This window comes from Actinomycetota bacterium (assembly GCA_040757835.1).
Classification (GTDB): Bacteria; Actinomycetota; Geothermincolia; order Geothermincolales; family RBG-13-55-18; genus SURF-21.
Genome location: JBFLWJ010000006.1, coordinates 1 through 20,603, shown reverse-complemented (window position 1 = coordinate 20,603; position 20,603 = coordinate 1). Strand labels below are relative to the sequence as shown.

18 protein-coding genes are annotated in these 20,603 nt (G+C 65.3%); 11 read left to right on the top strand and 7 right to left on the bottom strand.

Annotation, left to right across the window (positions count from 1 at the left end):
- Positions 1-10: 10 nt before the first annotated feature.
- Entirely contained in the window at positions 11-1,717 is a 1,707-nt protein-coding gene (locus tag AB1384_07245) for a SulP family inorganic anion transporter (GenBank protein ID MEW6554064.1), read from the bottom strand.
- Between the two features lie 221 nt (positions 1,718-1,938).
- On the opposite strand from AB1384_07245, the gene AB1384_07240 reads away from it, so the two are divergent.
- The gene (locus AB1384_07240) at positions 1,939-3,648 is read left to right on the top strand and encodes a SulP family inorganic anion transporter (protein MEW6554063.1); all 1,710 of its coding nucleotides are present in this window, start codon (positions 1,939-1,941) and stop codon (positions 3,646-3,648) included.
- Here the strand turns inward: AB1384_07240 and AB1384_07235 are convergent.
- Positions 3,645-4,283, bottom strand: coding sequence for a TetR/AcrR family transcriptional regulator (locus AB1384_07235; GenBank protein ID MEW6554062.1), 639 nt, complete (start codon positions 4,281-4,283; stop codon positions 3,645-3,647). The genes AB1384_07240 and AB1384_07235 overlap by 4 nt on opposite strands.
- 133 nt (positions 4,284-4,416) lie before the next feature.
- Between AB1384_07235 and AB1384_07230 the strand changes: the two genes are divergently transcribed.
- The gene (locus AB1384_07230; protein ID MEW6554061.1) at positions 4,417-4,917 is read left to right on the top strand and encodes a MarR family transcriptional regulator; all 501 of its coding nucleotides are present in this window, start codon (positions 4,417-4,419) and stop codon (positions 4,915-4,917) included.
- Positions 4,918-5,049: 132 nt separating this feature from the next.
- Here the strand turns inward: AB1384_07230 and AB1384_07225 are convergent, their stop codons facing one another.
- Entirely contained in the window at positions 5,050-5,598 is a 549-nt protein-coding gene (locus AB1384_07225; protein ID MEW6554060.1) for a LemA family protein, read from the bottom strand.
- A 185-nt stretch (positions 5,599-5,783) separates the two neighbouring features.
- On the opposite strand from AB1384_07225, the gene AB1384_07220 reads away from it, so the two are divergent.
- The 4 genes from AB1384_07220 to AB1384_07205 are packed head-to-tail and all read left to right on the top strand — an operon-like array spanning position 5,784 to position 10,126.
- Positions 5,784-6,902, top strand: coding sequence for a DNA repair exonuclease (locus AB1384_07220; protein MEW6554059.1), 1,119 nt, complete (start codon positions 5,784-5,786; stop codon positions 6,900-6,902).
- A gap of 3 nt (positions 6,903-6,905) precedes the next feature.
- A complete protein-coding gene (locus AB1384_07215) occupies positions 6,906-8,984 on the top strand; it encodes an AAA family ATPase (protein ID MEW6554058.1) in 2,079 nt (692 codons plus the stop codon).
- A 4-nt stretch (positions 8,985-8,988) separates the two neighbouring features.
- A complete protein-coding gene (locus AB1384_07210; protein MEW6554057.1) occupies positions 8,989-9,510 on the top strand; it encodes a hypothetical protein in 522 nt (173 codons plus the stop codon).
- Positions 9,494-10,126, top strand: a complete 633-nt coding sequence (locus tag AB1384_07205) for an acyltransferase (GenBank protein ID MEW6554056.1) — start codon at positions 9,494-9,496, stop codon at positions 10,124-10,126. Before AB1384_07210 ends, AB1384_07205 begins: the two co-directional genes overlap by 17 nt.
- 43 nt (positions 10,127-10,169) lie before the next feature.
- On the opposite strand, the gene AB1384_07200 is transcribed toward AB1384_07205, so the two are convergent.
- The 3 genes from AB1384_07200 to AB1384_07190 form a co-directional block, all read right to left on the bottom strand.
- Entirely contained in the window at positions 10,170-12,344 is a 2,175-nt protein-coding gene (locus tag AB1384_07200) for a M28 family peptidase (GenBank protein ID MEW6554055.1), read from the bottom strand.
- Between the two features lie 111 nt (positions 12,345-12,455).
- Positions 12,456-14,111 carry a CocE/NonD family hydrolase gene (locus AB1384_07195; GenBank protein MEW6554054.1) on the bottom strand — a complete coding sequence of 552 codons (1,656 nt, stop codon included), beginning with the start codon at positions 14,109-14,111 and terminating at the stop codon, positions 12,456-12,458.
- Between the two features lie 291 nt (positions 14,112-14,402).
- Positions 14,403-14,729 (bottom strand): hypothetical protein, encoded by a 327-nt coding sequence (locus AB1384_07190; protein MEW6554053.1) that lies wholly within the window; start codon positions 14,727-14,729, stop codon positions 14,403-14,405.
- A 117-nt stretch (positions 14,730-14,846) separates the two neighbouring features.
- On the opposite strand from AB1384_07190, the gene AB1384_07185 reads away from it, so the two are divergent.
- Together AB1384_07185 and AB1384_07180 are read left to right on the top strand one after the other, a co-directional pair.
- Positions 14,847-15,872 (top strand): YafY family protein, encoded by a 1,026-nt coding sequence (locus AB1384_07185; GenBank protein ID MEW6554052.1) that lies wholly within the window; start codon positions 14,847-14,849, stop codon positions 15,870-15,872.
- The gene (locus AB1384_07180; protein ID MEW6554051.1) at positions 15,865-16,827 is read left to right on the top strand and encodes a WYL domain-containing protein; all 963 of its coding nucleotides are present in this window, start codon (positions 15,865-15,867) and stop codon (positions 16,825-16,827) included. Before AB1384_07185 ends, AB1384_07180 begins: the two co-directional genes overlap by 8 nt.
- A 21-nt stretch (positions 16,828-16,848) precedes the next feature.
- On the opposite strand, the gene AB1384_07175 is transcribed toward AB1384_07180, so the two are convergent.
- Positions 16,849-17,124 carry a hypothetical protein gene (locus AB1384_07175; GenBank protein MEW6554050.1) on the bottom strand — a complete coding sequence of 92 codons (276 nt, stop codon included), beginning with the start codon at positions 17,122-17,124 and terminating at the stop codon, positions 16,849-16,851.
- A gap of 178 nt (positions 17,125-17,302) precedes the next feature.
- Here AB1384_07175 and AB1384_07170 point away from each other — a divergent pair, with 178 nt between their 5' ends.
- From AB1384_07170 to AB1384_07160, 3 genes are all read left to right on the top strand, one after another.
- Positions 17,303-18,082, top strand: coding sequence for a hypothetical protein (locus AB1384_07170; protein MEW6554049.1), 780 nt, complete (start codon positions 17,303-17,305; stop codon positions 18,080-18,082).
- A gap of 61 nt (positions 18,083-18,143) precedes the next feature.
- Complete coding sequence (locus tag AB1384_07165) at positions 18,144-19,619, top strand: CoA-binding protein (GenBank protein ID MEW6554048.1); 1,476 nt, start codon at positions 18,144-18,146, stop codon at positions 19,617-19,619.
- On the top strand, positions 19,619-20,428 hold the full coding sequence (locus AB1384_07160) for an undecaprenyl-diphosphate phosphatase (protein MEW6554047.1): 810 nt from the start codon (positions 19,619-19,621) through the stop codon (positions 20,426-20,428). The genes AB1384_07165 and AB1384_07160 overlap by 1 nt, the downstream gene beginning before the upstream one ends.
- Positions 20,429-20,603 lie beyond the last annotated feature (175 nt).

Below are 20,603 nucleotides of genomic sequence, written 5' to 3'. Positions count from 1 at the left end.
ATCCCGCGCGCTAAAGCCCTTTCTCGAAGGCCTTTACCGCATCGGCGACGGTGGGGAAGATGTTGCTCTCTCCCACCGCCTCCACCACGCCCTCGCGGCGCATGAACTCGAGGGTCGGGGCATGGACCCTGGCCAGGTAGAGCGCTACGTTCCTGGCCTCCAGCCCCTCCCGCAGCTCGATGAGCTTGTCCGCGGCGGTGGTGTCGATATCGAACATGTCCTCTCCGTCCACGATAACCGTGCGCGGCTGCGGGTCGGCCTCCTCCACCAGGCGCAGGACCTCTCCCGCGAACTCGTCCGCATTGGAGAAGATGAGAGGGGAGTCGAACCTGAAGATGATGAGCCCGGGGTCGACAGGCCGGCAGTCGGGGTGTTCCTTGAGGTCCCCGTAACGGGTTCCGCTGCCGTCCACCCCCAGCACCGCCCAGTGCGGGCTGCTGGCGCTCCTGATGAAGAGGACCAGGGAGAGGAGGACGCCGATGAGGATGCCCTCCAGGAGCCCGAAGAGAAGCACTCCCAGAAAGGCTGAGAACGCCAACAGGAAGTCCACCCTTCTGACGCGGTGGAGACGGCGCAGCTCCTTGAAACGGATGAGCCTGGCGACGGCGTGGATGACCACGGCGGCCAGGGTCGCTTCCGGCAGGTACTTGAAGAGGGGGGCGAACAAGACGATGGTCAGCAGGGAGAGCACCGAGCAGAAGACCATGGCCAGCTCGGTCTGGGCTCCCGCCGCGTCGTTGGCGGCGGTCTTGGAGACGCTGCCGGTAACCGCGAAGCCCTGGAAGAGCCCGGCACCGAGGTTGGCCGCGCCGTAGGAGACCATCTCGAGGTTGGGGTCCAGGCGGTAGCCGTACTTGGTGGCGTAGACCTTGGCCGTGGCCAGGGACTCCGCGAAGACCAGGACCACCAGCCCCAGGGCGCCGGGGAACATCTGTGTGATATCGCTCAGACCGACCCCTTTCAGCGACCAGCTCGGGAAACCAGACGGCACTTCGCCCACGATGGAGATGCCGTGATCGGAGAGGCCGAAGGCCGCGGTGACGATGATGGCCAGCACCATGATGGTCAGGGCGGCCGGCAGTCCGGGGACGAAGCGGTGCAGCACGAAGAGGAGCAGCAGGCAGCTCGCGCCCACGGCGATGGTGGTCCAGGACCACGAGCCGGCCTGGCGGAAGACGTCGGCGAACTTGGCGAAGGTGTTGTCGCCCTGGGTGGATACGCCGAAGACCTTGCCCAGTTGGCCCACGGCTATGAAGATGGCGGCTCCGACGATGAACCCGTCCAGGACGGGGGCGGCGAAGAACTTGGCGAGAAAACCCATGCGGGCCAGGCCGAGCACGATCATGATCACCCCCACCATCAGGGCCAGGGTGATGGTGAGGGCCAGGTAGTTGTCGGGATCGCCGCTGGCTGCCAGGGGCGCCACCACGGCGGCGGAGACGGCGGCGCCCTCGGCACTGGGGCCGAAGACCATGTGGCGCGACGAGCCGAAGACGGCGTAAGCCAGCAGCGCCAGGGGGGCGGCATAGAGGCCGTACTGCACCGGCACGCCCGCGATGCCCGCGTAAGCCAGGGCTTCCGGGACCAGCAGCGCCCACACCGTCAGGGCGGCCACCAGGTCGCCGCCGAGCCATTTCTTCTCGTAGTCCGGGAGCCAGTAGGCGATGGGCACGTGGCGGTGCCAGAAACCGGGCCCGTCCTTCGTCCCCTTGCTCATGGATGCCTCTCCTGACACTCGTTCGAGACGGTATTATCATACAACGAATGCGGCGCTGCCCGTCCCGCCGTTCTCGCCGGGTCCGTGATCTCGGCCGCGGGCCGCACCACCGTGTGAGGGCACATGGGAGTGCTTGCTTGTGATACCTTGGAAGCAGACGGAAGCTCTGCTCCGGCAAGGAGCCGGCATGATGTGATAGCGGATCATCGGTCAGGAAGATAATGGACAGCAGCCCGGGGAAAGAGAAAGAGTTCCTGGAGCGCCACGTGCCTGTCCTCAAGTGGCTTCCGTCCTACCGGCGTGGTCTTCTGGCCGGTGATATCGCTGCCGCCTTCACGGTCTGGGCGGCGACGGTACCCATGGCCATGGCCTACGCGGGCATCGCGGGCGTGCCGGTGCAGTACGGCCTGTACGCGGCGTGCCTCTCCCTCGTGGGTTACGCCGTCTTCGGGACTTCCCGCATCGTGAACGTCGGGCCCACGGCCGCCATCGCGGCCGTATCGGCGGCGACGGTGGGCGCTTTCGCCGGGAGCGATCCACAGAGGTATGTCGCTTTGAGCACGGCCCTGGCGCTGGCAGTCGGGCTGTTGCTCATCATCGGCGGCCTGGCGAGGGCGGGCTTCCTCGCCAAATTCCTGGCCAAGCCGGTGCTGGCGGGATATATGTCCGCCGCCGCCATCTTCATCGCGGTGAGCCAGGCCCACAAGCTCTTCGGCATCCAGACCTCGGGAGGCAATACCTTCGCCGAGTTCGCCGACGTCTTCCGCCAGGCCGGCTCGTGGTCCTGGACGACCCTCGCCCTGGGCGCCGGTTGCCTGTTGTTTCTCGTGATATCGCGGCGTCTCGCTCCCAGGCTGCCCTGGGCCCTGGTGCTGGTAGTGCTGGCGAGCGTGATCGCCCTCGCCTTCGACCTGGGGGAGCACGGCGTGGCGCTGGTCGGGGAAGTGCCCCCGGGGATGACGTGGCCGTCCATGGCGGGCGTCGGGGCCCTGGACATCGTCCACCTCCTGCCGGGAGCCATCGGGCTGGCTCTGCTGGCCTTCGCCGAGTCGCTGGCCATCGCCAAATCGTTTGCCGGGGACAGCCGCGAGATCGACGCCGACCAGGAGATGATCGGCCTGGGGGCTGCGAACCTGGGCGCCGGGGCTCTCAGCGGTTTCGCCGTCGATGCCAGCTTCTCGCGCACCTCCATCAATCAGCAGGCCGGAGGCAGGACGCAGCTCTCATCCATCTTCTGCGCGGCGCTGGTCTTCACCACGCTTTTCCTGACCTCCGCATTGAAGTACCTTCCCCAGGCCGCCCTGGGGGCCATCGTGATCTTCGCCGTGGGCAGGTTCATAAAGGTCGGGCCCTTCGTCCGCTACGCCCGTTCCAGCAGGGCCGACTATGCCCTCGCCCTGGGAGCATTCTTCGGCGTGCTCATCTTCGGCGTGATGTTCGGCATCATCATCGGAGTCGCGCTCTCCCTGGCCGGCCTGATCCTGAGGACCAGTACGCCCCATTCCGCCGTACTGGGCGTCGACGACAGCGGCACCCAGCATGGGGACATCGCCGAACGCCCAGAGTGCAAGCCCTACTCTCCCTACCTGATCATCTACCGCTTCGACGCTCCCCTGATATTCTCCAATGTGGACGAGTTCACGGACGACATCAGGGGACTGGTGGAGGGAGCGGACCCGCGTCCCCGGACGGTCATCGTCGACTGCGAGATGATCTACGAGATGGACACCACCGCCAGCGACGAGTTCACCGCCCTCCACGCCGCTCTGGCGGAGGAAGGCGTGGAGGTGCTCGTCGCGCGCGTGCACGCACCCGTGAGGTCGTTCATGCGCCGGGACGGCATCACCGCTAGGGTGGGCGAGGAGAACATGTTCCACACCGTGCGCGACGCCGTGCGGGCTTTCCGGGAGCGCCACCCTGACCTTCGCTAGTGGTTCAACGTGTGGTAGATGACCATGCTCAGGTTGTGGATGAGGGCGTCCCCGTCCAGGGCCCGCCCCTTCTGCTGCCATTGCAGGTTGGCGTACTCCAGCAGGGTCACGATGATCAGGGCGGTGATCTCTGGGTCCAGGTCCCTGCACCAGCCCTTGTCCAGGTGCTCGCGGAGTTTGGTCTCGACGATTCGCAGGAAGGGCTGGTTGAACTCCTCCAGCAGGATGCGGAACTCCTCGCTGTCCAGGGAGGCGCGCACGATGAGGGGGTGGATAGTCGCATAGCGGGCGAAGATGCCCATGACCCCACGGATTATCTCCTCCACCTCTTCGGGAGTGCGCACGGAGGGTCCCTCCAGGGCGTCCCCGCCGTACCAGTCGAAGGCCTCGAACTCCTTGACCATGTCCTGGAGCATGAAGCCGAGGAGGTCGTCCTTGTTGCGGAAGTAGAGCCAGAAAGTGCCGTGCCCGATACCGGCGCGGGAGATGATCTCGGCAACGGTGGTCTTGTCGTAGCCCTTCTCGGCGAAGACCCCTTCCGCCGCGTCCAGGATGCGGCGCAGGGTCTCGCGTGAACGGTCCTGGGCGAAACGCACGCCGCGAACGGGAGCCGGGGCCTTCTCTTCCTTGCTCATATACCCTCACAGAAATTATGACTATCAGTCATATTTTATCGCCCCAGTTCGATGAGGTCAATTTGGGCCTGCCACCGGCGTGTTGTTGACCCGCGGGGACGAGGGGTTCTACAATAATTGTGGCATGAAAAATATGAAGAATGCAAATTTATCACCAGACGGCAAGGAGACCAGCAGCGTCTTCGCCGACATGGTGGAGACGGTCTTCCTCTTCATGCACGAGCAGTACGGCGAATTCGGCGCCATCCTCAAGGACAGCGATATCAACTATACCCAGTACGTGACCCTGATCACCATCTACATGCACGGGGCCTTGAACGAGAGCGACCTGGCGAAGATGCTCTTCATCAACCCCTCCACAGTGAGCCGCATGGTCTACACCCTGGAACAGAGGGGCTGGGTGAAGAGCACCCGCGATTTAAGCGACAGGCGCAAGGTGGTGGTCACGCTCTCCCCGGGCGGCAAGCGCAGGATGGAGGCGATGAGGGACAAGCAGGCCGAGGTGGTGGCACGGCAGGTGGAACGCCTTGCCGGGGAGGACAGGGATTACGTTCTTCAGGTGGCGGAATACGTGAACAAGGCCTTGAGGCTGCTGGTGTCCACCGGCAACGAGAGCGATCAACCTACCATCTAAGGGGTAAGGAGCCTGTTGCGCAATCCCGGATACGGCGTATAAGGGGTCGTGTCTTCATGAATTCTGTTTCAGGAGACGGCTGGTCTGCCCGCCTACCTGCGGGGAAATTGAATTCTGAAGACACGACCCCACTTAGACCTCGCCGCCCTCCTGCTGAAAGTATTCGGCCGTACGGAAGCCGAAGAGCCGCGCCAGCAGCAGTTGGGGGAAGCTCTGGATGAAGGTGTTGTAGATGCGCACCGAGCCGTTGTAATACTTGCGCGAGGCGGCGAGGTGGTCCTCCACCGTGACCAGTTCCTCGAAGAGCCTCTGGAAGCTTTCGTCGGCCTTGAGCTCGGGATATCTCTCCCTCAGCACGAATATCTCACCCAGCGCGGCGGCGAGGGACAGCTCCCTGGCCCCCCTCTCCGCCACACCGGAAGCCGCCACCGCTTCCGCGCGCGTGCGCGTGACCTTCTCCAGGACCTGTTTCTCGTGCAGGGCGTAGCCCTCCGCCGTCGATACCAGGAGGGGGATCAACTGGTGGCGCAGCTTGAGCTGCACGTCGATGTCCTTCCAAGCCCTCCTGGTCTTGTTGCGCAGCCTGATCATGTGGTTGAAGAACAGCACCAGGGCGAGCAGCAGCAGTGCGCCGACGATGATAACGACATAAACCCACACATCCATGACAAGATTATACATCTACGCTGCCACCCCAGCTCCCATAAGCCACGGCCAGCGTCGCCATCACTTCCCACCTGGTCTGTATCAATGGCCAAACCTGTCACCTAAGGCCTGCGCCGCTCACAGGGCCGGGACTCGCTGTATGCAACGTTCGTCCCCGCCCTGCCTTATAATGATTGTGATTCATCGACGTAGGAGGACGGATGGCTGGTCTTAAGATCCTGCATACGGCCGACGTACACCTGGGCGCTCCCTTCGCCTTTCTGGGGCGGCGCGGCAGGGAACAGCGCGACCAGCTCAAGGCCACCTTCTCGCGGGTGATCGATCTCGCCCTCACCTCCCAGGTGGACGCCCTGCTCATCGCGGGCGACCTCTTCGATTCCGCCTATCCCCAACCCGGCCTGGTAGGCGAGGTGATATATCAACTGCGCCGCCTCGATGGCGAGGGTATCTGGACCTTTATCGTCCCCGGGACCCACGACCGCCTGCAGCCCGGCGGGGTCTACGAGGGCCCCGAGTTCTCCACCCTTGAGCACCTGCACGTCTTCCGGGGCGCTGAGATGTCGCCTTTCTCCGTTGCGGGACTGGGCCTCGACGTCTATGGCATGGCCGCGAGCGGCGAGGGCCTGGACGTCCTGAGCGGGTTCCGCGCCGGGGATGCCGCGCGCTGGCGCGTGGGCCTGCTGCACGCCTCCTTCGTGGTGCCAGGGAAGGTCGAGCAGGACGAGATGCTCGTCTCCGCGCGCAGCGTTGGCGGAAGCAACCTCCACTATCTCGCGCTTGGGCACTGGCATTCCCGCGGCGACTACAGTCAGGGGAGCACGGCTGCGTTCTTCAGCGGTCCCCCGGAGCCCCTCGATATGGGCAAGGGTGAGGAGGGTACGGTCATCCTGGTAGAGCTGGAGGACGGTGCCCCGGCACGGGTGCAGACCATCCCCGTTGGCCGCAGGCGCATGTCCCGCCTGGAGCTGGACGCCGGGGAGGTCGGCGGCCCGGCTGAGCTATACGCCTACCTGAGGCGCCTGGCCGATCGCGAACTCGCCCTGGAGGTCCGCATCAAAGGCCTGTGGGGCGAGGAATGGGTGATCTGCGACTGGGACAGGATGGAGGAAGACCTGTCTCCGCTCTTCTTCCACCTCAAGCTGGTCATCACTCCCTCCGGGCTCTCCGAGCACGACCTGGAAACCTACGCCGAGAAGACGGTAACCGGCCGTTTCATCCGCCTGGCGCGGGAGGAGATGGCAGGCCTGGAGGGCGAGGAGCTGCTGGTGGCCGAGGAGGCCCTGCGGCTGGGGCTTGCCCACCTCTCGGGGAGGCCGTGAGCGATGAAGGTCACCGAGCTGACCCTGCGCAGGTTCCGTCGCTTCCGGCAGGTGAGCATCTCCCTGGACGAGGGGATAAACGTGATCAAAGGCCCCAACGAGTCCGGGAAGTCAACCCTGCTCCAGGCGCTCCTCGCTGCCTTTTTCTGGAAGGTGGACGCTACGCGCAAGGAGGTGCGCGACAGCGTCACCTGGGGCGAACAGGACGGCTTCGCCCTGGAGGTGGCGGGGGAGGCGTCCGGCAGGCCCTTCCGCCTGGTCAAGGACTTCGCGGCGAAGAGCGCGTCACTGGTCTGGGGAGATACGGATACCCGCGACCAGGCGGTTATCGACGAGATCATCAAGGACTGGCTGGGGGTGGGTTCGGATGTCGCCTACCGTTCCACCGCCGGCATCCGCCAGGACGAGGTCGCCGCGATCTCGGCGGGGAACAAGGAGCTGAGCGAGGGCCTCCAGCGCACGGTCACCGGCTCGGATGCGGGCACGGGGGCGACGCATGCGCTTACCACGCTGGGGCGCGAGCTGTCCGAACTGCTGCGCGGCACGCGCGGACCCGCGAAGAACCCTGGCCCCATCGCCCAGGCCGAGGACGAGCTGCAGAGATGGCGGGAGAGGCGCGACGAGCTGGCGGCCCTGGTCGAGGCCAGGAGAGAGGCGCGGCGGCGCCTGGAGGAGATCGGTTCGGAGACAAAGGAACTAAAGGGCAGGCTGGAGGCCTTGATGGCTCTGTCGGAGGATTCGTCGGAGCGCGCGGATATAGAGGAGGATATCGAGGACTTCCACCGCCGCTACCGTCAGCTCGAGTCAGCGTCATCTCTGATCGCGGAGGACGCCAGGCTGGCGGAGGAAGAGAGTGCCCGGTATGGCGGGCTAAAGGGAATCCTCGAAAGCAGGCGGGATGAACTGGGGGAGATAGAGCTGCGCCGGGCTGGAGTCTCGGAGGGGTTGGGTATCATGCGCGGCAGGCTGGCTGAGGCCAGGAGGACGCATTACCGGGCCTGGGCGCCCTACGTGCTCCTGGTGGGCATCACCCTCGTCCTGGTGGGGCTGGCGGGGATCGCGCTCTCCCCCTACATGCTCTTTATCTCCCTGGCTGGCGTGGCGTGTTTGGTCCTGTCCCTCGTGCCCGGCGGTTACCTGGGGTTCCTGCGCCGCGGCAGGGAACACGTGGCCCTGGAGGAGCAGGTGCGCGAGCTGGAGGAGCGGGAACGGGGCATCAACTCGCAGGCGGAGGGGATCATATCCGAGGCCGGCTGCGACTCGCTGGAGAGCTTCACCGAGATGAAGCTCGGCTACCTGGAACTGCTGGCGCGCCGCAAGGAGATCGCTGACAAGCTCGAGGTGCTCGTCCCCGACGGCGACATAGCGCGGGTGGAGAAGGAGGCGCGGCAGCTGGCCACGGAGGTCAGCCTGCGTGAGAGAAGGCTCAAGGAACTGCGGGGGCGTACCGTGGACGCGGCGCGGTTGCAGGAAGTCCTGCGCGAGAAGGAAGCCCTGCGCTCCCGCTTGGACGGGCTCAAAGAGGAACGTATACGCATGGAGGTCGCGGTCAGCGAGGAGGGTGTGGAGGAGGAGCACCTGCGGACCTGTGAGGAGATAGCCTTCTTGCAGGAGAGGCTGGACCGCCTGCGCCGGCGGGCGCGAGCACTGGAACTGGCGCAGGGATGGCTGGAGAGAGCGTCCAGCACCACCCTCTCCTCGGCGGCGCGCCTCCTGGAGGGCATGATCGGCGACATGATCGCGCGCATCACCGACAACCGCTATCAGCGGGTGCGGGTGGACGAGGGGACCTTCGATATAAAGGTGTGGTCGGGGGAGAAGGGGGGCGAGGTCGAACCGGGCGTGTTGAGCCGCGGTACCATCGACCAGCTCTACCTCGCCGCGCGCCTGGCCCTGGTTGAGGTCATATGCGGCGAGAAGCATCCCCCGCTCCTCCTCGACGACCCCTTCGTCACCTTCGACCCCCGACGCCTGGACCGGGCCATGGACGTACTCAGGGAGTTCTCCCGCAGGTGCCAGGTGATCATCTTCACCTGTGGGGACGACTATGATGCTTACGCCGACCAGATGGTGCAGCTCTGAGAAGATGAACTTACGGGAGAGATACGAGGACTACCGCGGCCGTATTAGGTTCACCGACCTGGACCTGGCTTCACGCTCCATGGCCATGTTGTGGCTGGACCTTTTCATGGAGCGCGTGGTACGCAACTGCTTTCCCCGCGTGAGTTCGCGCAGCCTCATAAGCGATATTAGCGGGATCATCAACTCCACCTTCCTCGAGGGATATATACTGGCCAGGGCGGCGGACGACCTGGGCGCCGAGCCGGTGCTGTTCACCGACCCCGGGCGGCGGGAGTCGGTGGAGGTGGGGGTGGACAAGCTGCGCGTCATGTATGAGGAGGAGGCTGTCGGGGCCATACCCTTCGAAGGGGAGCCCCAGGGGGTGGAGTTCATAGCCGAGGCTCTGGTGCGGGACATCGCCTACGGACCGGACATGAAGTGGTTGGAGGAGAGGGAGCTGCTCAAGGTACACTTGATGTACGCCATGTGGGCGGGTTACAAGCTGGCGCGTTTCGAGAGGAGGTTGCGGGTTGAAAGGACCTGGTAGCGCGTGGGACCGCCTGCGCTTCGCCGCCATGCACCCCGGCATCCGTTATCACCAGTGGCAGTTGCGGCGGGGCGGGGTGGAGTGCGGCCCCTACGTCTGGATCAGCGCAAGTCCCGACGTGGCGCTGTGCGGCGACGCGACCTGCTCCATCGCGGACGGCACCTTCATACCCACCCCGGTGCAGATAAGGGGCAATGACCGGGGACGGATCATCATCGGCAGGAACTGCTCCCTGGACACCTGGTCCCGCCTCTTCGCCGCCAACGACGCCACCCTGCGGCTGGAGGACGGCGCCGCCGTCGGCCCCTTCAACATCATCAACGCCTTCGACGACTGCCGCATCGGCAGGAACTCCATGCTCGGCCCCTACGTGAACATCAACTGTGCCGACCACGGCATGGACTGCGGTGAGGGGCCCATGCGTTTCCAGTGCGGCAGTTACGGCCCCGTAATCATCGGCGAGGACTGCTGGATCTGCTCCCACGCCGTGATCCTCATGGGGGTGACCATCGGGGACGGCGCGGTGGTGGCGGCAGGTGCGGTGGTCAACTCCGACGTGCCGCCTTACGCAATCGCCGCCGGCGTTCCCGCGCAGGTGGTAGGCTCCCGCCGCTAGCCCTCAAACGATTATGGGTCCGCACCGGACCTCAAAGGGAACCTCACGTCGGACAGTTGACCGAAGTACGGATGAAGCCCTCCAGGAGGCGGCCGGTGTGCTCGATGAAGGCGGGGTTTATCTTGTCGAAACTGTCGCCGGGGGTGTGGTACCAGGGGTCGTCCTTGTATTCAAGCCAAACCGCGGGGATGCCCGCTTTTTCGAAGGGCTCGTGGTCGGAGTAGGAGTAATCCTGCATGTAGGGCAGGTATACGCCTGTCCCCTGGGCGTAGGCCATGAGGCTGTTGCAGAGGTCCATGGGCCCGATGCCCATGGTGCGGGCGTAGAGCTGGCTCCCCACCCCCACCATGTCCACGACGATGGCGCCGATCATCCTGCTTTTTATGTCCGTCGTCAGATTGCCCACGTAGTATCGCGAGCCGAAGTGGTGGAGGTCGCTGTTCTCCACCAGACGCTCCTCTCCTCCGAAGAAGACGAATTGGATGATGAAATTCGGGGGAGGGTGCTCCGCGAAGCAGCGGGCCAGTTCCAGGACCACCGCCGCCCCGGAGGCGTTGTCGTTGGCGCCGGGACTGCCGGTGTTCATCTTGGTGTCGTAGTGGCCTCCCACGACCAGGTATTTCTCGTAACCGGGTTGGATCGCCCAGTCGGGGCCGCAGGTTGCAATGACGTTGCGGGTGACGGCGCCGTTGGGCAAGGGTACCTCCTGGATCTGCGGCTTATATCCATAATTCGTCAGGGCACCCGCAAGGTACTGGGCGGCCGCCAGCTCTCCCTGCGTACCCTCGACTCTTTGCCCGATGATCGCACTGAGGCCCCAGATAGTGTCCATGGCGTTGGCCGCTTCGAAGCTGCTGCCCGGATAATAAAGCGGCCTCTCGACGGCTATTGGGGTATCCGAAGTGATCTCGAAAGAGACATCGGAGTAATACGACACCTCTCCTTTTACCCTCAGGGTCAGGCGCGAGCGCGGCGGGAGATCGTACTGCTCCGGCATCTCGAACCCTTGCTCCGCGTACACGAAATCGACCTCGACGGATGCTGCTTCCTCGCCCGGGTTCATGAGGCAGAGGTAGGTATGGAACCCGTAGTAGAGGGTGCCCTCGGCCAGGTACCAGTGGGTGCCCGGTTCCTCCACTCCCTTGGAGACGTGGCCGCCCCGGCACACCCCCAGGTAGTTGAAGTACATGGGGCGCTCGGCCAGGAAGGGCTCGTCCGCGGACAGTTGTAGGGAGACGTCCTTTCCGGCCCCCACCATGTCGTTGATATACAGGGTGCGGCGGGTGTCGGGGTCCAGATGCACCTGAAAGGTCTGTACCTCTCCGCCCTGGAAAAGGCAGTCCAGGGTGATCTCGGTGCCGTCCTCTCCGCTGCTCTGCCGCGGCGCGTAGAGGGTGAGCCACTCCTGGAAGCCGGCGCCGGTATAGCCCTCGGCGAAGAGATAGGTCTGGCGGGGCTGGGCCAGGCCGCTGGAGGCGTGGCCCCCCGGCCACATGCCGTAGTAGTTGAAATACATGACCCGCTCGGCACAGATGGGAGCGTCCGCCTCTACACGGGCGCCGACATCCCGCCCCTCACCGACGGCTGCGTTGACGAAGACGGTGCGGCGGGAACGCGGTGGCAGTTCCACGGGCACCGGGACCACGGAGCCGTCCTCCAGGACGAAGTGGACCGTCGCCGACACGCCCATGTCCCCGGGGTTGGCCAGCAGCAGCCACTCCTCGAACCCCGCGCGGGTGCAGCCCTCGGCGAAATACCAGGTCTTGGAGGGCGCCGTCGCCCCGCTGGTCACCGTGCATCCCTTCCACTTGCCACGGTAGGTGAAATACATGGGGCGCTCGGCGACGATTGGCTGCAGCGATTCCAGGTAGAGCGAGACCTCCGCGTCCGCTCCGGCCAGGTCGTTGATATTGAAGGTCACGCGCGAGCGGGCCGGAAGCTCGGCAGGCACCGTTTGCGATGCCCCTCCGTTGTAAAGGAGGTGAAGGTCCAGGCTAACCGGTGACTCCTGGGGATTGAAGAGGGTCAGCCACTCCTGGAAGCCCGGCCCGGTGTAGCCCTCGGCGAAGTACCACGTGGTGGAGGCGGCGGCGCTGGCCTCACCGCAGGTGCCGTCCCCGGCATACGCGGCCTGCGGCCATGCGGGAAGGAGGGCGGCGAGGCACAGGATCATCACCGTCACGAGCAAGGTCGCTGTCCTGGGCGGGCGTACGGTCATCGGCCTTTCACCTCCGCAGCCGGAACGGTCGAGCCCTCCGCCCTATTGTAGCCCACTCCCGTGACTTCGTTTGGGGGCCGCGCCGCGGCGGCTGCGGCAGCGGGCGGGGCGTCAGACCGCGACCACCTCCCGCAGCGGCAGCTCGAGGATGCTCTCGCCGTCGCCGTACAGCACCTGCGCGCCCTTCCCCAACACCGGGAGGACGAAGGGGATGTTGGCCCCGCTCAGGGTGAGGCGGAAGGAATGCCCCGCTTCGAGCAGGTGATAGGCGGCCACCAGGTCCAGGGAGAGCGCCGTCTCCCTGCCGGGGGTCATCCCCTCCAGGGTGGCGGTGCCATAAGTGATCAGCTTCGGCGCGTCCCCGGAGGGGGACACGTCGTAGAGCAGGGCGTTGATCTGCACCCTCTCCTGTCTGGGCTTGAGGGTGACCCGCAGCCTGGGCACGCCGACCAGCTCGAAGTCTTTCTTGGCGGGCGCGGTGGTGAAGGAAAAGAAGCCCTCTCCCTCGTCCTCCCTCGGCCCCTTCACGGGGATGCCGAAGGCCTGCGGGCGCACCACCGAAGGCCCGGAGTGGGCGGGGCTCAGCAGCTTCGGCTTGAGCTCGCGCTCGCCCTTTTCCCCTTTGGGCCGGGAGCTCATCTTGAAATCCCCGTTCTCTCTGCCCAGGTAGACGCGGTGGGTCTTGACGTCTGGAGGCGGCCAGGCGTCCTCCGGCTCCACCCGGCGCTTCCACGGCTTGTACAGGCGCACGGCGGGCTCGGAGAGGATGCCGTTGTCCTCACCCTTGAGCCAGTAGTCGAACCAGCGGCGGGTGAGTTCCCAGATCTCCTTGCCGGCCCAGCGCGGCCCCAGGCCGGGGTCCAGCCCGTGCAGCCCGTTGCCTATGTATAGCATCTTGGGGGCGTCGAGCCTGCAGTAATACTCCATCATCTGGTTGGGCTCGAAGAGGTCGTCGTTCCAGGAGCCGACGATGAGCATGGGCGTGTTCGTGTTCTCCACGTCGTAGAGGCAGGAGCGGCTGCGCATGTCCCGTTCGTAGTCGGCGATCCTGCCGCGCCTGAAGAGGACCGTCCCGAACCAGCGGTAGAGGATGTTGCGGGGGTCCATCCTGGTGGCCCAGGAGGCGGTGAGCAGCAGGCCGAAGCTCCAGAATATCTTGGGCGAGTTGCGCGGGGTGATGCTCTCCTTGAGTTCGGTCCACCCGCACATGGGCGCCACGGCCCGCACGCGCGGGTCGCGGGAGGCGATGAGGAAGGAGTGGCCCCCGCCGTAGGAGATACCGGTCACTCCCAGCGCCCCATCCTTGATCGGAACGCCGCTCTCCGCGAGCAGCCAGTCGATAGCGTCCTGGAGGTCGCTCAATTCGCGCTCTGGATCGGCGCAGTGCACCCTTCCCTTGGAGGAACCCCAGCCCCTGCAGTCGTAGGAGAGCACTGCGTATCCCGCAGAGGCGAAATAAGGGGCGTAGAGATGGCACTGCCAGCGGGAGAACATCCAGGAGTGGACCATGACCAGGGCTGGAAACGGCCCCTCACCCTTGGGGGTGTAGAGGACGGCCGATAGCGTGGTGCCGTCTCTGGTGGTTAGCTTGAACTGCCTGACCCCGAACCCCTTGCTCTCCCCCTCCATCTCGATGGCCTTGGCGGCGAGGCGGGGGAGGAAGCAGAGGATGGCCAGGGGAACGAGCAGTTTGAGGCCGTGTCTGTCCAGGCTCTCGACGGTCTTTTTCAGGCGGTCGCCTTTGCCCGTACGGGTGTTCCCGTCCATGGATATCCCCCCTTTGTCCTTACCGGCAATTTTGTGGGCGCCAAGCGCATGGCGTAATGGCTAAATGATAGCAAAAAAACATACGGATTTCCCGCCGACACGGTCAGTCCCTGGCATGTGGCATTTATAACGATTGATAAATTCTGCATCCGGCCGGTTCTTCATAATGTCACATGCCAGGGGCTGACCCCATTTCCACCATGATATATATTGTTAGGAAGATGGCCGCGTTATAACGGGGGAAACCGCGCATGCTGAAACAATTCACACGTAACTACAAGGCAGCCATGGTCAGGGGACACGGCAGCTCTGCCGCCGGACAGACGCTGGAAGAGGCGTGTCAGTCGGCATCCAGCCTGGATGCGTCGGGCAAGACACTGGATCTGCGGCACCCGCCATCTCCTCGAGGTACAGGGGAGGGGGAAGGGAAATGGTGACCTCCCGCCCCTCTTCGGCGTGCCTCCTCGCGACGGCCTCGCCCCGCACCGAAAGGACCAGCAGGACGGCGAAGGAGAGGAAGCTGCCCGCCGCCGCCAGGAACCAGAAAGGCCCCGCGCTCTCGGCCAGGGAGGCGAGGACAAGGCCCGATATAAACATTGCCGGCCGCAACGATCTCATGGTCTCATCTACCTGCCTTTCAGATCTTTTCGCTCCAAGTGAGATGCTAGCACCTCCCAGTGACAAGGGCCGCCGCCGCAGTCCGCGCCGCCCGGGCGCGGGACGGGGGTGCGGGCCATGAACAAGGCCGAGCGGCTCATCGACCTCATCGCCATGCTGCTGGAGGCGCAGCGCCCGGTGACCCTCGAGCGCATCCGCCACTCCATCCCGGGTTACGGGCAGGCGACCATGCCCTCCTTCAAGCGCATGTTCGAGCGGGACAAGAGCGAGCTGCGCGAGATGGGCATACCCATCCTGGTGGAGCCGGTGGACGCCTTCGGCGAGGAGATGGGTTACCGCATCCCCAAGGAGGAATACTACCTGCCGGAGATCGCCTTCACCCCGGAGGAGAAGGTGGCCCTGCTGCTGGTAAACCGCCTCTCATCCGAGGAGGTCACGCCCCTTTCGCGAGAGGCCGGTGCGGCCCTGCATAAGTTGAGCCCGGACCTCGGCGACGGCAGCCGCCAGGTGCAGACCAGGTCCCGCCACTGGAGGTTCGCTCCTCCGCCAGAGCCCCTGGAGGGGCTCAGCGTGCTGTGGGAGGCCGCGGCCGGCAGGCGCACCGTGCGCTTCGTCTATCACACCATGGATAAGGGCAAAGCCAGGGGCAGGGCGAGGCAGCGGGAGATCGATCCCTACGGGCTCTATTTCGACCGTGGGGCCTGGTACCTGGTGGGCTACTGCCACCTGCGCAAGGAGGTCCGCTCCTTCCGGGTCTCCCGCATCGAGTCGGATGTGGAACTGGCGCGAGCCGGAGAGGAGGGCCCCGACTTCGAGCGCCCCTCTGATTTCAGGCTCGGTGACTACTCGCGTATGCTGCCCTGGGAATTCGAGGAGGGAGCGGAATACGAGGCTAGAGTGCGCTTCTCGCCCCGTATCGCCTGGCAGGTGGAGAAGGACCTCGGGGACGTCTATCCCTTCGAGCCCGGCGAGGACGGGGGCGGAATACTCGGCGTCACCGTGCGCAACGAGGACGCCTTCCTCGCCTGGGTCCTCTCCTTCGCGGAGGACGCAGAGGTGCTCTCCCCGCCGCAGCTGCGGCAGAGCGTGAAGGATCGGCTGTCGCTCATGCTGGACGGGCTGGGGGGTGGCGGCGATGCCTGACCCCGAGGGCAAGATCCAGCGGCTGCTCGCACTCATCCCCTACGTCCTCAAGAACCAGGGAGTGACGCTGGGAGAGCTCAGCGGGGTCTTCGGGGTGTCCCAGGCCCAGATCATCAGCGACCTCGACCTCATCTTCATGTGCGGACAGCCCGACTACACCCCGGCCGACCTTATCGAGGTGGACATCGACGGCGACCGCGTCCACATCCGCATGGCCGATTATTTCGCACGCCCCCTGCGCTTCACCTCGGCTGAGCTATCCGGCCTCTACCTGGCGTGCGAGGCGGTACGCAGGCTCTCCGGGCCCCCCGCTTCCTCCGCCCTCACCTCGGCCATGGACAAGATCGCCGGCGTGCTCGAGGAGGGGTCCGTGCCGAGGGAGGTCATCCGGGACAGCGTTGAGTTCAGCCCTCCCACCCCCTGGCTGGAGATCGTCGCCGAGCTCTCGCGCGCCTGCGAGCAGCGCCGCGTGGTGGAGATGGAGTACTACACCTACGGCCGGGACGAGATCACGCGCCGCCTGGTCCACCCCCTCTCGCTGGAGTTCGGGATGGGCAACTGGTACCTGCGGGCCTGGGACCGGCGCAACAAGGAGGTGCGGGTATTCCGGGTCGACCGCATCAAGGACATGGAGGTGACCGCGGGCGAGTTCGAGCCGCCGCCGGATGAGGAAGCGGAGGAGACCCCGCGGAGCGCCTACGGCGCCGCCGGGGGGGAGATCGAGGTCCGCCTGCGTTTCTCGCCCGCGCTGGCCCGCAGGGCGGCGGAGAAACCCATCTTCTCCCACGCCGAGATGGTCAGGGGGCGCCTGGTATGCACGGTAAACACCGATAACCTGTCCTGGCTGGAGAGGGAGATCCTGGGTTTCGGCCCCGGGGTGGAGGTCCTTTCGCCGCCGGAGCTAAAAGAGAGGCTGCGCGCGCGCCTGCGTAGCATGCTCTCTTTCTACGCGTAGGCGCCCGCGGTCCGGCACCCCTCAGGTGCGGGGATGGCGCGACAGGTACGCCGTGCGGAAGCGGTCGAGGCTCATGGTGTCGAGGTCCCCCCTGATCTCCGTCTGGCGGCGGCGGGCTTCCCCGAGTTCCTTATAGCGTTCGCCGTAGACGAGGCGCTGCACGCGGAAATCCCACACCTCCACCAGGAAACCGTCCCCGAAGTCGGCGTCGACGAACCCCTTGGTGATACGGACTTTATATGCCGTGCTGGCCGATTCGCTGCCGTTTCCACTCAGCAATGTCTCTCGCCTGTGCAACTCTCTCCCCCGCGAAACGATTCTCTAGAGGCCGCAAATATATATTCTAGCACCGCCGCGCAAGGTTAATGAACAATGCACTGAATTATGTATGCCGGCTCCCCGGCTCCGTTTCAGGCTATCCGCGTTTAGATATTATAATGGTCTGGACCTTGAACCCCGACACGGGAGGGAATAAGTGCGAGGAAAGATCATAGTCGTTCTGCTGGCCGTGGGCCTGCTGCTGTTCCTGGCTGGATGCGGGGGCGACGGGGAGATGGGCCTCTCCGAGTACCGCAAGAGCATCTCCGAACTGCATGACGGGGTGGCCTGGGACCTGGGGGTGACCATCGAGGAGCTGAACCAGTTCGACTTCACGGATTACTACGATCTGCCGGAGATCCGGGCCGTGTTCGAGAAGGCGGAAGGCATCTTCGGCACCGCCTGGGACAGCGCCGACCCCATGTATCCACCCCAGCTGGCGGTGCCGCTGCACGTGGACCTGCTCCAGTTCTACGCCGACGGCGCGGAGGGCATGCGCGACGTGCGGGACGCCCTGGGTTTCTTCGAGGTGGTCCTGCCCATGCTGCAGGATGTCGAGAACCTGGCCCTGCCCGCCCTGCCCGACAGCGCCGGGGTACCGGAGATCAAGGCGGCCGCGGCGGAAGACCGCAAGACCATGGAGGGCTACCTCAAGGACCTCGAGAACATGGAGCCCCCGGAAAAGCTGCGGGATTACCGCGACAAGCTGACGCAGTTCTTCCGCTCCATCGACGAGGCCGTCGCCGCCGTGGACCAGGCGGTCAAACCTGAGGACCTCGCCTCCTTCGTGCAGTTCCGGCAGTGGTTCTCCAACGCGGTCTCCCAGGCACAGGAGCTGTGGAACGAGGCTATAACCTATCTCGTCAGCCTGAGCGGCAGCGTCGACCCATATATAGAACAGGGAAAGCTACTGGCGGAGAGGATCCAGAAACTGTAGGCATCAACCCGCCGGTACCGGCCCGCGCGGCGAGGCCAGCGGCGAACACGGGAGGTCTGCTTTGAGCAATACAGGCATGGACGCGGTAGAGGCGCTCTTCAACCCCCGCCGTATGGCGGTCATCGGGGCCTCCGAGAACCTGGCCAAGTGGGGGAGGATAGTCCCCAGCAATATCATGCGGGACGGATACAAGGGGGAACTCTACCTGGTCAATCCGCGGGGCGGCAGCCTCAACGGCATCGATTTTTACCCCAGCGCGGCAAAGATCGGCAAGGAGATCGACCTGGCCATGATCACCATCCCGGCGGAGAACGTCGAGGGAGTGCTGGAGGACTGCGCCGCCGCGGGCGCCAAGACGGTCATCGCCATCTCGGGCGGTTTCAGCGAGTCCTCCCCCGAGGGACGCGCGATGGAGGGGAGCATGGTCGCCAAGGCCCACGCCTGCGGCATGCGGGTCGTCGGCCCGAACACCATGGGCATCTACTCCGCCCCCTGGAGCCTTACCGCCCTCATGCCCCCGGTCAGGCCGCGCCCGGGCCACGTGGCCTTCGCCGCCCAGAGCGGCAACCTGGGCACCCAGATGCTGGGCTGGGGCTCTTTCCGGGGCATCGGCTTCTCCCGCTTCGTGTGCATCGGCAACGAGTGCGACCTCGAGTTCGCCGACTACCTGGAATATTTCGCCCGCGACGAGCTGACCAGGGTCATCCTGCTCTACGTGGAGGGCTTCAAGCAGCCACGGCGCATCCTGGAGCTGGCCGAGGAAATCTCCCTCGAAAAACCCATCGTCATCTACAAGGCGGCGGGTACCGGGGCGGGGAGCCGGGCGGCCGCCTCGCACAGCGCCGCCATGGCCGGCTCACGCGAGATCTACCAGGGCATGATCGCCCAGACCGGGATGATCCAGGCGGAGACCACCGAGGAGATGCTGGATTTTTCGGATGCCCTGGCCAAGCTGCCGGTGCCGCGGGGCCGCCGGCTGGCCATCCTCTCCTGGGGCGGCGGGTGGGGGGTCATCGCGGCCGACCTGTGCGAGCGCGGCGGCCTGGACGTGGTGCCCCTGTCCGACGGCCTGCGCGAAAAGATCGGCTCGTTCCTGCCCTCCTACTGGAGCAAGGGCAACCCCGTGGACCTGGTGGGCATCCTCAACCTGGACGACCATACCCGCTGCCTTGAATTGCTGACACAGAGCGACGAATACGACGCGGTCTTCTCCCTGGGCACCATCAACGCCTCCTCGGCCTTCGGCCTCAAGCACGAGCAGCGGGAGGAAGAGGAGAAGCGTGCGGCGGAGGTCCAGAGGATGTACGTAAAGGACCGCAGCCTGCGTTTCGCGCAGCGGGTGGTGGGCCTCACCGCCGAGGAGGGCAAGCCCATCGTCACCGTGGGCATGCCCCAGCAGTACATGGACGTGACCCAGGACGGCACCGACGCCTTCCCCCACGACCGGCTGTGCATCTATACCAACCCCGAGCGGGCGGCGCGCGTCCTGTCGATACTCGCCGACCGCGGTGACTATCTGCGTTCCCGGGGGGTGTGATGGGGATACTGCCGGCCCTCCTGCTGGGGGCTGTACAGGGACTGACCGAGTTCTGGCCCATTTCCAGTTCCGCCCACCTGGCGCTGCTCATCCACATCTTCGGCTGGGGCGAGCCCGACCTCTCCTTCCTGGTCGCCCTCCATGTCGGCACCTGGCTGGCGGTGGTGTGGTACTACCGCCGCAGGCTGGGGGCAATCATCGCCTCCATGTGGAGGGAAGTGACGGGTAAGGAACGCGGGCAGGCCGAGGCCAGGCTGGGCTGGCTGCTGCTCCTGGCCACCATCCCCGGGTTGATCATCGGCGCCCTGTTCGCTGAGTCCTCGGAGATGATGGAGGGCATGCCGCTGCTGATGACCGTGATGCTGGCCCTATTCGGGCTGGTGCTCTGGGCCGCCGACGCCCTGGGTCCGCAGACGAAGGACTGGCAGGCGGCGGGATGGCGGGAGGCCCTGGCGGTGGGGGTGGGGCAGACCCTGGCCCTGATGCCGGGGGTCTCGCGCTCCGGCATCTCCATCTCGGTGGCCCGGGCGGCGGGCCTGGAGCGCGAGGAGGCCGCCGACTTCGCCTTCCTGCTCTCGGTGCCCATCATCGGCGCGGCCGCGGCCTACGAGGGCCTGAAACTGGTGCTGGACGGTGTCACCGGGGACCAGCTCTGGCCCATGCTGGTGGGCGCCGCGGCGGCGGCCCTCACCGGCTACTTCGCCATCGGTTTCCTGCTCTCGCGCCTCAAGTCCGGCACCTTCCGCCCCTACGCCATCTACCGCCTGGTCCTCGCTGCGGTCCTCCTGGTGGTATTGGTGATCCTATAGGGAAGCGGTCCATACCGTGATGCATAAACCAATGCGACCACAGCTGTAAAAAAAAAACCATTTACTGCTTGACATTCCGCTTGCTCCCCCTTAAGAATCATACGCAGATAGGGCGTACCGGCTGGCGAAAAATCACCCGCGAAAGACCAAGCGCGCGATGGTATATGCTGCTCGC

Bases quoted from the DNA above. Each gene is read 5' to 3' on its own strand.
- AB1384_07180 (MEW6554051.1), top strand. From the start codon at position 15,865: ATGCCTGACCCCGAGGGCAAGATCCAGCGGCTGCTCGCACTCATCCCC.
- AB1384_07200 (MEW6554055.1), bottom strand. From the start codon at position 12,344: ATGACCGTACGCCCGCCCAGGACAGCGACCTTGCTCGTGACGGTGATG.
- AB1384_07230 (MEW6554061.1), top strand. From the start codon at position 4,417: ATGAAGAATGCAAATTTATCACCAGACGGCAAGGAGACCAGCAGCGTC.
- AB1384_07245 (MEW6554064.1), bottom strand. From the start codon at position 1,717: ATGAGCAAGGGGACGAAGGACGGGCCCGGTTTCTGGCACCGCCACGTG.
- AB1384_07220 (MEW6554059.1), top strand. From the start codon at position 5,784: ATGGCTGGTCTTAAGATCCTGCATACGGCCGACGTACACCTGGGCGCT.
- AB1384_07235 (MEW6554062.1), bottom strand. From the start codon at position 4,283: ATGAGCAAGGAAGAGAAGGCCCCGGCTCCCGTTCGCGGCGTGCGTTTC.
- AB1384_07240 (MEW6554063.1), top strand. From the start codon at position 1,939: ATGGACAGCAGCCCGGGGAAAGAGAAAGAGTTCCTGGAGCGCCACGTG.
- AB1384_07210 (MEW6554057.1), top strand. From the start codon at position 8,989: ATGAACTTACGGGAGAGATACGAGGACTACCGCGGCCGTATTAGGTTC.
- AB1384_07160 (MEW6554047.1), top strand. From the start codon at position 19,619: ATGGGGATACTGCCGGCCCTCCTGCTGGGGGCTGTACAGGGACTGACC.
- AB1384_07215 (MEW6554058.1), top strand. From the start codon at position 6,906: ATGAAGGTCACCGAGCTGACCCTGCGCAGGTTCCGTCGCTTCCGGCAG.
- AB1384_07185 (MEW6554052.1), top strand. From the start codon at position 14,847: ATGAACAAGGCCGAGCGGCTCATCGACCTCATCGCCATGCTGCTGGAG.
- AB1384_07195 (MEW6554054.1), bottom strand. From the start codon at position 14,111: ATGGACGGGAACACCCGTACGGGCAAAGGCGACCGCCTGAAAAAGACC.
- AB1384_07190 (MEW6554053.1), bottom strand. From the start codon at position 14,729: ATGAGATCGTTGCGGCCGGCAATGTTTATATCGGGCCTTGTCCTCGCC.
- AB1384_07225 (MEW6554060.1), bottom strand. From the start codon at position 5,598: ATGTATAATCTTGTCATGGATGTGTGGGTTTATGTCGTTATCATCGTC.